General features: G+C 70.0%; 12 protein-coding genes. 4 read left to right on the top strand and 8 right to left on the bottom strand.

All coding sequences use genetic code 11. The features are described 5' to 3' along the window. Positions 1 to 772, top strand: a 772-nt coding sequence (locus RMO97_RS03775; protein ID WP_310539209.1) for a hypothetical protein, incomplete at its 5' end; no start/stop codon positions are given. Between the two features lie 12 nt (positions 773 to 784). Here the strand turns inward: RMO97_RS03775 and RMO97_RS03770 are convergent. The 5 genes from RMO97_RS03770 to RMO97_RS03750 all read right to left on the bottom strand — a co-directional run bounded on the left by RMO97_RS03770 (position 785) and on the right by RMO97_RS03750 (position 6,842). Then, a complete protein-coding gene (locus RMO97_RS03770) occupies positions 785 to 1,279 on the bottom strand; it encodes an FKBP-type peptidyl-prolyl cis-trans isomerase (protein ID WP_310539208.1) in 495 nt (164 codons plus the stop codon). A 67-nt stretch (positions 1,280 to 1,346) separates the two neighbouring features. Next, a complete protein-coding gene (locus RMO97_RS03765; protein ID WP_310539207.1) occupies positions 1,347 to 2,549 on the bottom strand; it encodes a threonine ammonia-lyase in 1,203 nt (400 codons plus the stop codon). A 115-nt stretch (positions 2,550 to 2,664) separates the two neighbouring features. After that, positions 2,665 to 3,756 (bottom strand): GNAT family N-acetyltransferase, encoded by a 1,092-nt coding sequence (locus tag RMO97_RS03760; protein ID WP_409035282.1) that lies wholly within the window; start codon positions 3,754 to 3,756, stop codon positions 2,665 to 2,667. Positions 3,757 to 3,870: 114 nt separating this feature from the next. Continuing rightward, positions 3,871 to 4,938, bottom strand: a complete 1,068-nt coding sequence (locus RMO97_RS03755) for a sugar phosphate nucleotidyltransferase (protein WP_310539205.1) — start codon at positions 4,936 to 4,938, stop codon at positions 3,871 to 3,873. Between the two features lie 74 nt (positions 4,939 to 5,012). Next, positions 5,013 to 6,842, bottom strand: a complete 1,830-nt coding sequence (locus RMO97_RS03750; protein ID WP_310539204.1) for a dipeptide ABC transporter ATP-binding protein — start codon at positions 6,840 to 6,842, stop codon at positions 5,013 to 5,015. A 124-nt stretch (positions 6,843 to 6,966) separates the two neighbouring features. Between RMO97_RS03750 and RMO97_RS03745 the strand changes: the two genes are divergently transcribed. From RMO97_RS03745 to RMO97_RS03735, 3 genes are read left to right on the top strand one after another with little or no spacing between them, the layout of a single operon-like run. Next, positions 6,967 to 7,491, top strand: coding sequence for an HAD family hydrolase (locus RMO97_RS03745; RefSeq protein ID WP_310539203.1), 525 nt, complete (start codon positions 6,967 to 6,969; stop codon positions 7,489 to 7,491). Further along, positions 7,488 to 8,405: an ABC transporter ATP-binding protein gene (locus RMO97_RS03740; protein WP_310539202.1), complete on the top strand. Its 918-nt coding sequence runs from the start codon at positions 7,488 to 7,490 to the stop codon at positions 8,403 to 8,405. The genes RMO97_RS03745 and RMO97_RS03740 overlap by 4 nt, the downstream gene beginning before the upstream one ends. Next, entirely contained in the window at positions 8,402 to 9,754 is a 1,353-nt protein-coding gene (locus RMO97_RS03735) for a hypothetical protein (RefSeq protein WP_310539201.1), read from the top strand. The genes RMO97_RS03740 and RMO97_RS03735 overlap by 4 nt, the downstream gene beginning before the upstream one ends. On the opposite strand, the gene RMO97_RS03730 is transcribed toward RMO97_RS03735, so the two are convergent. From RMO97_RS03730 to RMO97_RS03720, 3 genes are all read right to left on the bottom strand, one after another. Beyond that, positions 9,732 to 11,366, bottom strand: a complete 1,635-nt coding sequence (locus tag RMO97_RS03730) for a cisplatin damage response ATP-dependent DNA ligase (protein WP_310539200.1) — start codon at positions 11,364 to 11,366, stop codon at positions 9,732 to 9,734. The two genes, RMO97_RS03735 and RMO97_RS03730, sit on opposite strands and share 23 nt — an antisense overlap. A gap of 68 nt (positions 11,367 to 11,434) precedes the next feature. Continuing rightward, positions 11,435 to 12,343, bottom strand: coding sequence for a DUF4349 domain-containing protein (locus RMO97_RS03725; protein ID WP_310539199.1), 909 nt, complete (start codon positions 12,341 to 12,343; stop codon positions 11,435 to 11,437). A gap of 69 nt (positions 12,344 to 12,412) precedes the next feature. Further along, complete coding sequence (locus tag RMO97_RS03720; RefSeq protein ID WP_310539198.1) at positions 12,413 to 13,426, bottom strand: ligase-associated DNA damage response exonuclease; 1,014 nt, start codon at positions 13,424 to 13,426, stop codon at positions 12,413 to 12,415. Between the last annotated feature and the right edge of the window lie 20 nt (positions 13,427 to 13,446).

Raw genomic sequence — 13,446 nt, 5'->3', positions numbered from 1 at the left:
GCTGGGGCTGGCGGCCTATCTCGGCGCGGCCCTGATGAGCGCCGACTCCCGGCTGCTGGGGTTCGGCGGCAACCTGATGGCCTTCTTCGTGGGCTGGCACTACGTCAAGCAGGGCTACGGCATGCTGATGGTGGACGCCGCCCTCAAGCGCAGCTTCTTCACCGCCCTGCAGAAGAAGGTGTTCCTGGTGAACGCCTATGTGATCTGGGTCTTCTCGTGGCTGAACGCCAACCACCAGGTGAAGACCACCCATCTCTGGGGCCTGGATTACTACGCCCTGCCCGTCCCGGCGCCGGTGCTGATGATCGCCGGTCTGGCGGCGGCCCTGACGACGGCGGCGACCCTGCTGGTGATGGGCCGCGCCTGGCGGAGCCTGCCCTGGAACGGCGCGGTCGCCTACGCGGTCAGCCTCTATACCTGGCTGGTGTTCATGCGGATCAACCCGCTGTGGCTGCTGGTGATCCCGGCCTTCCACTCCCTGCAGTACATGGCCGTCGTCTGGCGCTATCAGGGCAGCGTCGAGCGCGCCAAGGGCGGCGATTGGCGGCGCGGGTTCGCGGTGTTCGTGGCCTCAGGCCTGCTGTTGGGCTTCGTCGGCTTCTGGGCCCTGCCCAACCTGATGGATGCGGTGATCCCCTACGACCACGCGGTGTTCGGAACCACGGCCTGCCTGTTTTCGGTGTGGATCTTCATCAACATCCACCACTTCTTCCTGGACAACGTCATGTGGCGCCGGGAGAACCCCGACACCCGCACGCACCTGTTCAGCTAGTCGGCGTGGAGGTCAGCCCTGGCCGACGCTGCCGGGGCCTGGCAGGACGCCGATCAGTTCGATCTTGAAGATCAGCACGCTGTTGCCGGGGATCTCGCCGCCGCCCGCGCCCTCTTCGCCATAGCCCAGTTCCGGCGGCACATAGAGCATCCAGACATCGCCCGGCCGCATCAGTTGCAGGGCCTCGATCCAGGCCGGGATCAGAGCGTCGATGGGCATGGCCGCCGGGGAGCCGCGCTCGTAGGAGCTATCGAAGACCTTGCCGTCCAGCAGCTTGCCTTCGTAGTGAACCTTCACCTCGTCGCCCCTCTGGGGCTTGGCGCCCGTGGCCGGGCCCGACTGGACGATTTTGTACTGCAAGCCGGAGGGCAGGGTGACCACGCCCGCCGCCTTGCCGTTCTTGGCCAGGAAGGTGTTGGCTGCGGTGAGGTTTTCGGCGGCGACTTGCTTGTTGGGGCCGCAGGCGGCCAGGACCACCAGGGCCAGGGCGAGAACGAAACGCTTCATCACTAGCTTCCTTATTTCGTCGCGTGACGGGCGGCGTAACCGACGCCCGCTTCCGGCTGTCACGCTCTCAAACAGCGCGGGGCGGATACCCGCTCTCGCGCAGGGCGTCCATGATTTCCTGGGTGTGCTGGGCGTCGCGGGTCTCGATCATGATGTCGAACTCCGCGCCCTTGGCGGGTACGTCCAGGGCCAGGCGGTTGTGCGCCACCTCGACGATATTGGCCCCCATCTTGCCGATCAGCACCGAGACGGTGCCCAGCAGGCCCGGTCGGTCGTCGCCGATGATCCGCAGGGACACCAGGCGCTGCTCGCGCACCAGTTCGCGGGTCAGCACCGAGGCCAGCAGGCGGGTGTCGATATTGCCGCCGGTGATGATCAACCCGACCTTCTTGCCGCGGAACTTCTCCGGATAGGCCAGCAGGGCGGCGAGCGCGGCCGCGCCGGCGCCCTCGACCACGGTCTTCTCGACATTGCAGTACAACGCGATGGCCCGTTCGAAATAGGGTTCCTCGATCAGCAGCACGTCGTCGATCAGCGGCCGGGCGACCGCGTAGCACTCTTCCCCCACCGACTTGACCGCGATGCCTTCGGCGATGGTGGCCCCGCCGGTGGCCGCGCCGATCCCGCGCATCCGGGCGGTGAAGGAGGGATACATGGCCGGCTCGACGCCGTAGATCTCGACCTTGGGGTTGAGCGACTTGGCCACGGTGGCGCAGCCGGCGATCAGCCCGCCGCCGCCGATGGGGATGGGCAGGACCTCCAGGTCCGGCACGTCCTCGAACATCTCCAGCGCCACGGTGCCCTGGCCGGCCATCACCTTGAGGTCGTTGAAGGGGGGAACAAAGACCAGCTCCCGCTCGGCGCACAGGGTCTTGGCCAGGGCGGCGGAGTCGTCGAAGGTCTCTCCGTCCAGCACCACCTCGGCCCCGAAGGCGCGCGTCTGCTGCACCTTCACGAAGGGGGTGTTGCGGGGCATGACGATGGTCACCGGGATGCCCAGGCGGGCGGCGTGATAGGCCAGGCCCTGGCTGTGATTGCCAGCCGACGCCGCGATCACGCCGCGCCTGGCCTCGTTGTCGCTGAGCTGCAGCAGGGTGTTCAGCGCCCCGCGCTCCTTGTAGGCTGCGGTGAACTGCAGGTTCTCGAACTTCACCCAGACCTCGGCGCCGGTAATCTCCGACAGCGTCTTCGAGTGTCGGCAGGGGGTGCGCTCGATGCGCCCCTTCAGCCGCTCGGCAGCCGCGCGGATATCGTCGATGGACAGGGTCATGATCAGGCCAGGGGTGAAAAGGACGCCACCTCTAACGGCGTGGGCGTCCTACGGCAATGTCAGCTTGGTCGCGCTTTCCGGGCGGCGAACCGGTTCCCACTTCGCCTGAAACCGCTCAGCGCAAACCGCGCAGGACGTCCACGCGGCGCATGGCCTTGCCCGGCAGCTCCGACATCTTGCCTAGCGGAAGGGCCTCGGCGGCGCGGCGGACGCCATAGACGGCGTGACGGACCAGGGCCGCCGGCGCGACGCCGCCGACGAAGCCGTGGGTCACCCAGACTCCGGTATTGGCCAGCTCGCGCTTGAAGCGGTAGTCGCCGGGACCGAGGTCGAGGCGGGAATAGGGGGTGACGTCCATCCAGCGCAGGATGTCCTGGAACAGCAGGATCCCCGGTGAATAGCGCTCGAACTCCGGCTCGTGGGCGATGAGCCAGCCATGCACGGTCTGCTTGCCGTGCAGGTGCAGGTGGACGGCGGCCAGGCGGTCGCCGAAGTGCAGGGTGAAGAGGCCCGCCCCGAAGTCCGGATCGCGGCGTTCGAACAGGTCCTGCATCAGGCGCACGGTCCAGCCGGCGTCGAAGATGTCGGTCTGGCCGGTGGCGTCCAGCTGGGCGCGTTTCCAGGCCACCAGCTGATCGAAGTCGGCCTGGCTACGGGAGAAGGCGGTGAAGGTGGCGGGACCGATCTCGCGCTCGACCTTGCGGCGTTTCTTGTCGCAATCCTTCAGGACCGAGGTTCCGGCCTCCCGGCGGGCGGCTTCATAGGCGTCGTACCCCATCGCGACATCGACGATGTGGGAGAGCTGGCGGCCCCGCGCATAGGGGGCGAACGCGGCCTGGTCCTCGATCATGTGGCAGAAGTCGTAGCGCTGGACGCCGAGGGCCTGGATCATCCTGCGCGCGTCGATCCTGACGCCCGGCTCGGCCACCAGCCCCTGGTAGTCGCACATCGGCGCCCCCACCGGCATGGCGGTCAGATGACCGGCGCGGACGGGCAGGAAGGCGACATCGCGGCCATCGACGATGCCGACGGCGACGCGGATCTGGCGGGAGGTCTGGCGCTGCACGCGCTCAAGGGTGCGGGCCCAGTCGGGGGACAGGAAGGGGCTGTCGAGGGTGATGTGGCCGGCCTGCAGCTCCGCCCAGCGGCCCAGGCGTTGGGCCGTCATGTCCTGCGGACGAAGGACTTCGATCTGCAAGGCGGCCATTCCCCGGCGGCGAAACGCGATAACAGCCGCCGACCTTAACCACGAAGTCTTTCCGCGAAGTTGCCGGAATCGCCGGGCTGCAACTTCTGCGGGGGCTTGCGGCGCAACCTCAGATCACAGCAGCTCGCCGCGCCCCTGGGTCTTCAGCGCCTCCACCGCGGCCTTGACCGAGGCGGTGGACTCGCGCCGGGTCACCAGGACGACGCCGTTCTCCACCACCACCACCAGGTCCTCGACGCCGGCCAGCACCACCGTATGGCCGTCGGTGCGGGCGAGATTGCCCCGCGAGCCCACGGCGATGGCGTCGCCGTCCAGGGCGTTGCCCTCGGCGTCGCGCACCGAGCCTTCCCAGAGCGCGTGCCAGTTGCCCACGTCGCTCCAGCCGATGTCGGCCCCCACCACGCTGGCGCGGTCGGTCTTCTCCATGATGGCGGTGTCGATGGCTTCGGCTGGGGCGGTGAGGAAGGCGGGCCCAAGCGCGATCACGTCGCCGGGTCGCTGCGCGTCCTTCACCCCGGCCTCGGCGGCGGCGCAGATGGCCGGCGCCAGGCGGCGGCACTCTTCGAGGAAGGCGCGCGCGCTGAACATGAACATGCCGGCGTTCCAGCCATAGTCCGGATCGGCCACGAACTTCTGGGCGGTCGCCAGGTCCGGCTTCTCGACGAACTGGGCGACCTTGCGCACCAGGCCCTCGCCGGCCCCGGCGCGGATATAGCCGTAGATGGTCTCAGGCCCGGTCGGCTTGAGACTGAAAATCACCACCTCGCCAGTCTGGGCCGCGGCCCGTCCGGCCTCGATGGCGGCGTGCATCGCCGGCACGTCGGACACCAGGTTGTCGGCGTGGAGCAGGATGAAGACCCCGTCCGGATCGATCTCGGCGGCGACGGCGGCGGCGGCCACCGAGGCCGCGGCGGTGTTGCGGGGCGCAGGCTCGGCGATCAAGGCCTGGGCGGTGATCCCCACCTCGGCCAGCTGGGCCCGCGTGAGGTCGGCATGGGCCGCGGCGCAGACCACGATGGGCGGATTGAACATCGGCCCCGTCACCCGCAGCGCGGTGGCCTGGATCAGGGTCTGAGGTCCGCCCAGGCGGTGGAACTGCTTGGGCTTGGCCTGGCGCGACAGGGGCCACAGGCGCGTCCCCGCGCCGCCGGACATCAGGATGGGCGTGATCTTCGACGTCATGGGGTGGCGCACGGATTCTTTCTGGTTCGCGTGACGGTCGCCTGAACCGGTTCCCACTTCAGGCTGCGAAGCTCCTAAGCGGCTTCGACGGGCGGGTCGAACTCGGAGACCAGGTGACCTGGCGCGATCTCCTTCAGCTCCGGCACATAGACCTGGCCCAGGGGATCAGCCGACAGGCGCGAGGGCAGGAAGCGCAGGGCGCTCCGCGGGTCCATGGGGCTGGGGGGCTCGCCCACCAGCTTCAGCCGCTTGCGGGAGCGTTCCCGGACCGGATCGGGGATCGGGGCCGCCGACAGCAGGGCCTTGGTGTAGGGATGGTGCGGGTTGGCGTAGAGCTGCTCGCGGTCAGCCTGCTCCATCACCCGGCCCAGGTAGAGCACCATCACCCGGTGGCTGATCTCGCGCACCACCGCCAGGTCGTGGCTGATGAAGATCATCGCCAGGCCCATCTCCTTCTGCAGCTCGATCAGCAGGTCGATGATCTGGGCCCGGATTGAGACGTCGAGGGCCGAGACCGCCTCGTCGCAGATCACCAGCTTCGGCTTCAGGATCATGGCCCGGGCAATGCCGACCCGCTGGTTCTGGCCGCCGGAGAGTTCGTGCGGATAGCGATTGATGAGGGCCGGAGCCAAGCCGACCTTGGCCATCATGGCCGCCACCTCGGCGTCGCGCTCGGCGCGCTTCAGCTGCGGCTTGAAGACCTGCAGGGGCTCGGCGATGGAGTCGCCGATGGTCACCCGGGGGTCGAGGCTGGCCAGGGGGTCCTGGAAGACGATCTGCAGGTCGCGCCGCGCGGCCCGCATGGTTTCCTTGTCCGCGCCGGTGATGTCTCGGCCCAACAGGGTGACCGCCCCGCCAGTGGCCGGGATCAGGTTGATGACGGCGCGCGCCAGGGTCGACTTGCCACAGCCGCTTTCCCCCACCACGCCGAGGGTCTCGCCCTGGCGAACCTGGAAGGAGACGCCGTCCACCGCGCGCAGGTTGCGCTTGGCGCCGAACAGCCCCTCGTGCATCGGGAACCAGACCTTGATGTCGCGGCCTTCCACCACGACAGGCGCTTCGGCGGCGACGGGGCTCAGGGTCGGACGGCCGCCACGGTCGGAGCGGTCCAGGCGCGGGATCGCGTCCAGCAGCGCCCGGGTATAGGGGTCCTTCGGCGCGGCGAAGATGGCCTGCGCCTCGCCCTCCTCGACATAGGCCCCGTCCTTCATCACGCAGACCCGGTCGGCGAGGCGGGCGATGACCCCCATGTCGTGGGTGATCAGCACCATGGCCGTGCCGGTTTCGCGCTTCAGCTCGTCCATCAGGTCGAGGATCTCGGCCTGGACCGTGACGTCGAGGGCGGTGGTGGGCTCGTCGGCGATCAGCAGGGCGGGCGACCCGGCCATGGCCGCGGCGATCATCACCCGCTGGCGCATGCCGCCGGACAGCTCGTGCGGGTACTGGCGCAGGCGGCGCTCGGCGTCGGGAATGCGGACCCGGTCCAGCCAGTCCTTGGCGTGCTTGGTGGCCGCCTCCCCGGACATCCCCAGGTGCAGCCGCAGGGGCTCGGCGATCTGCTCGCCGATGCGGACGTGGGGGGTGAGCGCGGTGAGCGGGTCCTGGAAGATCATGGTCATCTTCGAGCCGCGGATCTTGTTCAGCGCCGCGGGCTTGAGGTTCAGCAGTTCGGTCCCGAGGAACTTGGCCGAGCCGGTAGCCTTGCCGTTGCGGGCCAGCAGGCCCATGAGCGCCATGAAGGTCTGGCTCTTGCCCGAGCCGCTCTCGCCCACCACGCCGAGGGTCTCGCCCCGGCCAACGGCCAGCGACACGCCCCGAACGGCCGCGACCACCCCGTCATGGGTGGCGAAATCGACCTTGAGGTCCTTGATGGAAAGAACAGGCGATGTGGCTGAATCGGCCAAGGCGACCTCGGAGACAGGAAGGGAAAGCCGACCATAGCCGGGGCGGCGTGTCGGCGAAATGGCGCGTTACGAAAGCTTAAGTCCAGACCCCCGCGACGCCGCGCGGGCTTGGCGTTACAGTGGCATGGTGAGCGCGCCCCACCAGACCCCCCGCCCCGCCCTGTTCCTCGATCGCGACGGGGTGCTCAATGAAGACCCCGGCTATGTCTATCGCTGGGAGGATTTCGTCTGGCTTCCGGGCGCCCGGGAAGCCATCGCCGCCTTCAACGCGGCCGGCTGGTGGGTGTTCGTGGTGACCAACCAGTCGGGGGTCGGCCGGGGCTACTACACCGAGGCCGACGTCCAGAAGCTGCACGTCCAGATGAGCGCCGACCTCGCCAAGGCCGGCGCCCGCGTCGACGCCTTCTACTACTGCCCGCACCACCCCGAGGCGGCCCATGCGATGTACCGCCATCCCGATCCGCCGGGCCGCAAGCCCAATCCCGGCATGCTGTTGCAGGCGATTGAAGAGTGGCCTGTGGACCTGGCCCGCTCCCTGATGGTGGGCGACAAGGACGGCGACGTGGAGGCCGGGCGCCGCGCCGGCGTCCGCAGCCGGAAATTCACCGGCGGCGACCTGATGACCTTCCTGAAGGGGGAGCTGACATGAGCGCCATGATCGAGGTCGCGGGGGTCGTCTACGACTATCCGGCGTCGCGCGCCCTGCACGGGGTGTCCTTCGAGGTCCAGGCCGGCGCGGTGCTGGCCCTGGTGGGGCCCAATGGGGCCGGCAAGTCGACCCTGATGCGCTGCATCGCGGCCCTCGACGTTCCCACCGAGGGGACCATCCGGGTGGCCGGCCTCGACGTGGAGGCCGACCCGCGCGGGGTGCATGCCGCGATCGGCTACCTGCCCGACTTCTTCGGACTCTATGAGGAGCTGTCGGTGCGCAGGGCGCTCACCTACGCCGCCCGCTCGCGGGGCGTTCCGGTCGCCGAGACGGCCGCCGCCGTGGAGATGGCCGCCGCCCGGGTGCAGCTCACCGACCGCCTGGAGGCCCGGGCCGGCGAACTGTCGCGCGGGCTGAAGCAGCGGCTGGCCATCGCCCAGACCATCGTCCACCAGCCCCGCGTCCTGCTGCTTGATGAACCCGCCGCCGGGCTCGACCCAGAGGCGCGCCGCAGCCTGTCGGACCTGATCCTCTCGCTGTCCAAGGACGGCATGACCATCGTGGTCTCCTCCCACATCCTGGCCGAGCTCGAAGACTATTCCACCCAGATGCTGATGATCCGCGACGGCGCCGTGGCTGGCGGTGGCGTGGTGGCGGCCGGGGGTGGACACCAGGACGGCGCGCGGGTGGAGGTCACCTTCGCCCAACCGCCGCTCGATTTGGCAGAACGGCTGGAGGCGCTCGGCGTCACCGTCGAGACGGTCGCCGGCGACACCGCCACCCTGGCCCTGCCGGAGGGTGAGGACGACTCGGCCCTGCTGGGCAAGCTGATCGGGGCGGGGCTGAAGGTCAGGTCCTTCCAGGTGGCGCGAAAGACCCTCGAAGACGCCTATCTGGCGGAGGTGGCCCGATGAACCCGGAATTCCAGCGCAATCTCTGGCTCGAGGCCTCGCCCCGGCGCATCGCCTGGGCCGCCGTCGTCCTGATCCTGATCTATGGCGCCACCGCCCTGGTGGCGCGGGAATCCGCCAGCGGGCCGCTGCCGGCCATGGCCGGCGTCGGCGCCTTCGTCTTCATTGTCTGCGGCGTCCTGTGGGGCTCGCGCGCCGCCGGCGGCGCGGTGCTGGGCGAGATCGCCGACCGCACCTGGGACTTCCAGCGGCTCTCGGCCCTCACCCCCTGGTCCATGACCTGGGGCAAGCTGCTGGGCGCCTCCAGCCTGGCCTGGATGTGCGCCCTGACCGGCGTCGTCCTGATGGCTGGCCTGATGCTGGTCCAGGGCCAGCCCGGCGCCCTTTGGATGCTGGGCTTCCTGATCGCGCTCGCCCTCTTCCTCCAGGCGGTCTGCCTGGCCGTCGCCCTGATCGGGGTGCGCAAGGCCCGCGCCGAGGGCCGGGTGGCCCGTGCCGGCGGCGTGCTGGGGGGCCTGATCCTGGGTGTCTTCCTGCTGATGGCGGTGGCCGGATCGGCCGGGTTCCAGCGCGGGGCGGGGCTCTCGGGTCTTTCGTCCTTCCTCTATGCGCGCGGCGAGATCAGCTGGTGGGGCCAGATCTTCCCGGCGACCGGCTTCCGCACCCTCGCCACCCTGGCCTTCGCCGGCTGGGCGCTGGCCGGCGCATGGCGGCTGATGCGGCTGGAACTGCAGATGAAGAACCTGCCGGTGATCTGGCCGGCCTTCCTGATCTTCCTGGCGGTCTTCCTCGGCGGCTTCGCCTACGGACCGGGCGGGACCGCGGCGGCCCTGCTGGTGGGCGCCCTGGCCGTGGCGCTGGCGGCCTATGCCGCGGCCTTCGCCGAGCCCGCCGACCGCGTGCGGCTGCGCCAGTTCGGCGCCTCCGTCGCCAAGGGCGATCTGGCCCGCGCCCTGCCCCTGACCCCGGCCGCCATCGCGCCCTTCCTCCTGGCCCTGATCCTGGTGGCCGTCGCCTTCCTGGTGGGCGGGGCCGGCTCGGCCTTCGACCAGGGTCCCGATCCCGCCCAGGCCACCGCCCTGCTGGCCTTCGTTCTGCGTGACCTGGCGGTGATCACCCTCTTCCGCTTCGGGCCGCGTCCGCAGCGCGGCGACTTCGGCGCGGTCGTGGCGCTGGCCCTGCTCTATGGGGTGGGCGGTATCGTCGGCTCGGTCATCAGCCCCGGAACCGGCCAGGCGCTGTTCGTGCCCATGTCCACCGCGCCGTGGGCCAGCCTCGCCTCCGGCCTCGCCCAGGCCGCCATCGCCTGGGCGCTCGCCTGGCGGCGCATCAAGGCGCCGGAGGTGCGCTGACCTTTTCCATCTGCGCCAGCATCCCCTCCAAGGTGGCCAGTTCGTCGGCCTCCCCGGCGGGCTTGTCCCAGCGGATGCGGTGGATGCGGGGAAAGCGCATGGCGACGCCGGACTTGTGGCGGGTGGAGCGCTGCAGGCCCTCGAAGGCCACCTCGAAGACCAGGCCGAAGTGGGGTTCGGCCTTCACCGAGCGCACCGGCCCAAACCGCTCGAGGGTGTTGTCGCGGACGAACTTGTCGATCTGCTTCAGCTCCTCGTCGGTGAAGCCGAAATAGGCCTTGCCCACCGGTGTCAACGCGCGCTTGCCCTCCACCTCCGTCCAGACCCCGAAGGTGTAGTCGGAATAGAAGCTGGAGCGCTTGCCGTGGCCACGCTGGGCGTACATCAGCACCGCGTCGATCAGGAACGGATCGCGCTTCCACTTGAACCAGGGCCCCTTGGGCCGGCCGGCCTCATAGATCGAGTCCCAGCGCTTCAGCATGAGCCCCTCGGCGATCTGCGCGTCGCCGGGCGGCGGCGAGGCGCGCAGGGCCGCCAGTTCCGCCCAGGTCTCGAAGGGCTGCAGCGGCGAGAGGTCGATGCGCGGGGTGGAGAGCTTGCCCACGAAGGCTTCCAGCCGCATGCGCCGCTCGCGGAAGGAGAGGGTTCGCGTATCCTCCCCGGCGTCGGCCAGCAGATCGTAGGCGCGGATGCCGGCGGGATGCCTGGCCATCAGCTTGGCGTCGACCGTCTTGCGGTTCAGGCGCTGCTGCAGATCCCCGAAGCTGGCCACCCCGTCGTCGCCCATCACCAGCAGCTCGCCGTCCAGGGCGCCCTCGAAGTCGAGAACCTCGAGCACATCGGGGAAGGTCTTTGAGATGTCGTCGCCGTTGCGGGTGTAGAGGCGCCGGATCCCCTCCTCGTTCACAGCCTGGACGCGGATGCCGTCCCACTTCCATTCCGCGCCATAGTCGGCGGGGTCGAGCTTGCCGAAATCGACCGCCTCGTCGATGGCCTGGGCCAGCATGGTGGGGCGGAAGCGGCCGGGCGAATCCGGCCGTGGACGGTCCGAGCGGCCCTCCAGCCAGGCGAACAGATCCTCATAGGGCGGGTGCAGGGCATGCCAGACCTCCTCCACCTCATTGATCGCCACCCCGCCCAGGTCCGCCGCCGCCTGCTTGGCGAGGCGGCCGGACACTCCGACCCGCAGCCCGCCGGTCATTAGCTTCAGCAGGGCCCAGCGGCCCGTCGGTTGCATGGCGTCCAGCCAGCCCTCGATCAGCCGCTGCACCTCGGCCCGGGTCGCGCCGCGCAGGGCGTCGATGACCTCCGACAGCTCCGGCTCGCGATTGGCGCCCGGCCGGGCGGGCCAGACCAGGGCCACGGTCTCGGCCAGGTCCCCCACATAGTCGTGGGACCAGCGGAACAGCAGCGGGTCCATCCTTTCCTCCACCGCCTTGCGGATGAAGGCCGGCTTGGCGGCGTCGAAGGTCAGGTCTCCGGTAAGGGCGGCGAGCGCCCAGCCCCGGTCGGGATCGGGCGTCTCACGCAGATAGTCGCGCACCAGGGTCAGCTTGGCGTTGCGCGACGCCGTCAGCGATAGGCGGTCCAGGAGCTCGGCGAAGGCGCGCATGGGAGGAGAAGTCTATGTCCCCCGAGGCGGTTGCGCGACTCCGGCGCGAAACCGGAGCCGCGTGATGGCTAGTCGATCTTCGGCGCGTCCTTGGGCTTGCGGCCCCAGCGCGGCAGGCGGCGGCGGAACAGCCACAGCAGACCGCCGACCACCAGGGCCCAGGGCGCCAGGACGGCGACGGTGCGGATCATGGCCGCCAGCGTGCCGGCCAGGATGTCGGCGACATCGCCTAAGGCGCGGCCGACCGGTGACCAGGCGCCTTCCGGGGCCAGGACGCTGCCGGACTCATAGGTCAGCTTGATCTGTGAGGTGGCGACCCGACCGCGCATCATGGTCAGTTCCGACTGGGTGGCGTCGATCTCGCCCTGCACCCGGGCCAGCTCCCGCTCCACCTCCAGCAGTTCGGAGAGCTTGCCGGGACGGCTGGCCAGCAGGCCCTGCAGCCGGTCGCGCAGGGTGGTGCGGGCGCGCAGGGCGGCCTCTGAATCGACGATCTGGCGCGAGAGGTCCTCGGACTCCACCGCCGCCCGGACCAGCCGGCCGCCATTGGCCTTGGCCTCGGCGCCCAAGCCCTCGCGGAAGCCCTTCAGCCAGGCCGGCGTCGCCCGCAGGGTGAGATTTCCGCTGACCCGGTCCTCGCCGGCTTCCGAGACCGAGGAGCCCACCACCTGGCACACCGCCGCGCCCGCATTGGCGCACGCGGCCTCGTGCCGGGAGACCAGGGCGCGGATCGCCTTGGGCGGGGCGCTGATGGCGTAGTCGTAGCTGTAGGCCAGCATCGGGATGCTGACCGGCAGGGGCGCCTGGGGCGCGGCCCCGCCCTTGGCCTGAGCCGGCGCGCTCGCCTCGGCGCTGTCGGCCGAGGCGCCGGGGGCCACCTGCGCAGCCTCCTCGGAGGCGAAGTTTGCAGGTCGGTCGGCGGGTTGGGAACAGGCGCTGAGGATCAGGCTGGCGGCGAGGAAGACAACGACACGCATAGGCTCAAAGTCCTTCTGATCACGCCCCCGTGATCAGAACGGTAACAGGTTCGTGATGGCCCGCAAGGCCTAGCCGTCCTCTTCATCATCGTCATATCCGACCAGGGCCAGGGCCCGGGCCTGGATGCCGTGCAGCTGCGCCCAGCGGGCCAGGGCCTCCTCCCGGCCATGGGTGATCCACAGCTCGCCCGGGCGCAGTTCGTCCACCGTGGCGGTGAGCTCGTCCCAGTCGGCGTGGTCGGAGATCACGAGGGGCAGCTCGGTCCCCCGCTGGCGGGCTCGGGCCCTGACCTGCATCCAGCCCGAGGCGAAGGCCTGGACCGGATCGGGGAAGCGACGTGACCAGCGGTCCTGCAGGGCCGAGGGCGGGCCGATGACGATGGCCCCGGCGAAGTCCTGCTTGGTTGTGACGGTGGCGGGCGCGAGCGGGCCGAGGTCGATCCCGTGGTCCTCATAGAGCCGGTTCAGCCGCTCCAGAGCCCCGTGGATGTAGATGGTCTTGTCCCAGCCAGCCTCCCGCAGCAGGCAGATCACCCGCTGCGCCTTGCCGAGCGCATAGGCGCCCACCAGGTGCGAGCGTTCCGGGAACTGAGCCACCGAGCGCAGCAGTCGGGCGATCTCGCCGGAGTCCGGCGGGTGTCGGAACACCGGCAGGCCGAAGGTGGCCTCGGTGATGAAGACGTCGCAGGGGACAGGCTCGAAGGGTGGGCAGGTGGGGTCGCGCCGGCGCTTGTAGTCCCCCGACACCACCATGGTCAGCCCCTTCCACCGGACCACCGCCTGGGCCGAGCCAAGGACATGCCCGGCGGGGACCAGGGTCACCTCCACCTCGTCGCGGCGGACGGTGTGGCCGTAGGGCGCGGCCTCGGTGGCGGCGGCGAAGTCGGCGCCGTAGCGCTCGGCCATGATGGCCAGGGTCTCGGGCGTGGCCAACACCGCGCCGTGGCCAGAACGGGCATGGTCGGAGTGGCCGTGGGTCACCACGGCCCGGTCCACCGGCCGGGTCGGATCGATATAGAAGTCGCCGGGGGGACAATAGAGGCCGGCGGGCGTGGGGCGCAGCAGGGATTCAGGCTTGATCATCGCGGCCGCCGCATCCGGGA

This window comes from Phenylobacterium sp. (assembly GCF_031425575.1).
In the GTDB taxonomy this organism is placed as follows: Bacteria; Pseudomonadota; Alphaproteobacteria; order Caulobacterales; family Caulobacteraceae; genus Phenylobacterium.
Note: the sequence above shows the minus strand (reverse complement) of the source record. Positions and strands in the feature narration are given on the sequence as shown.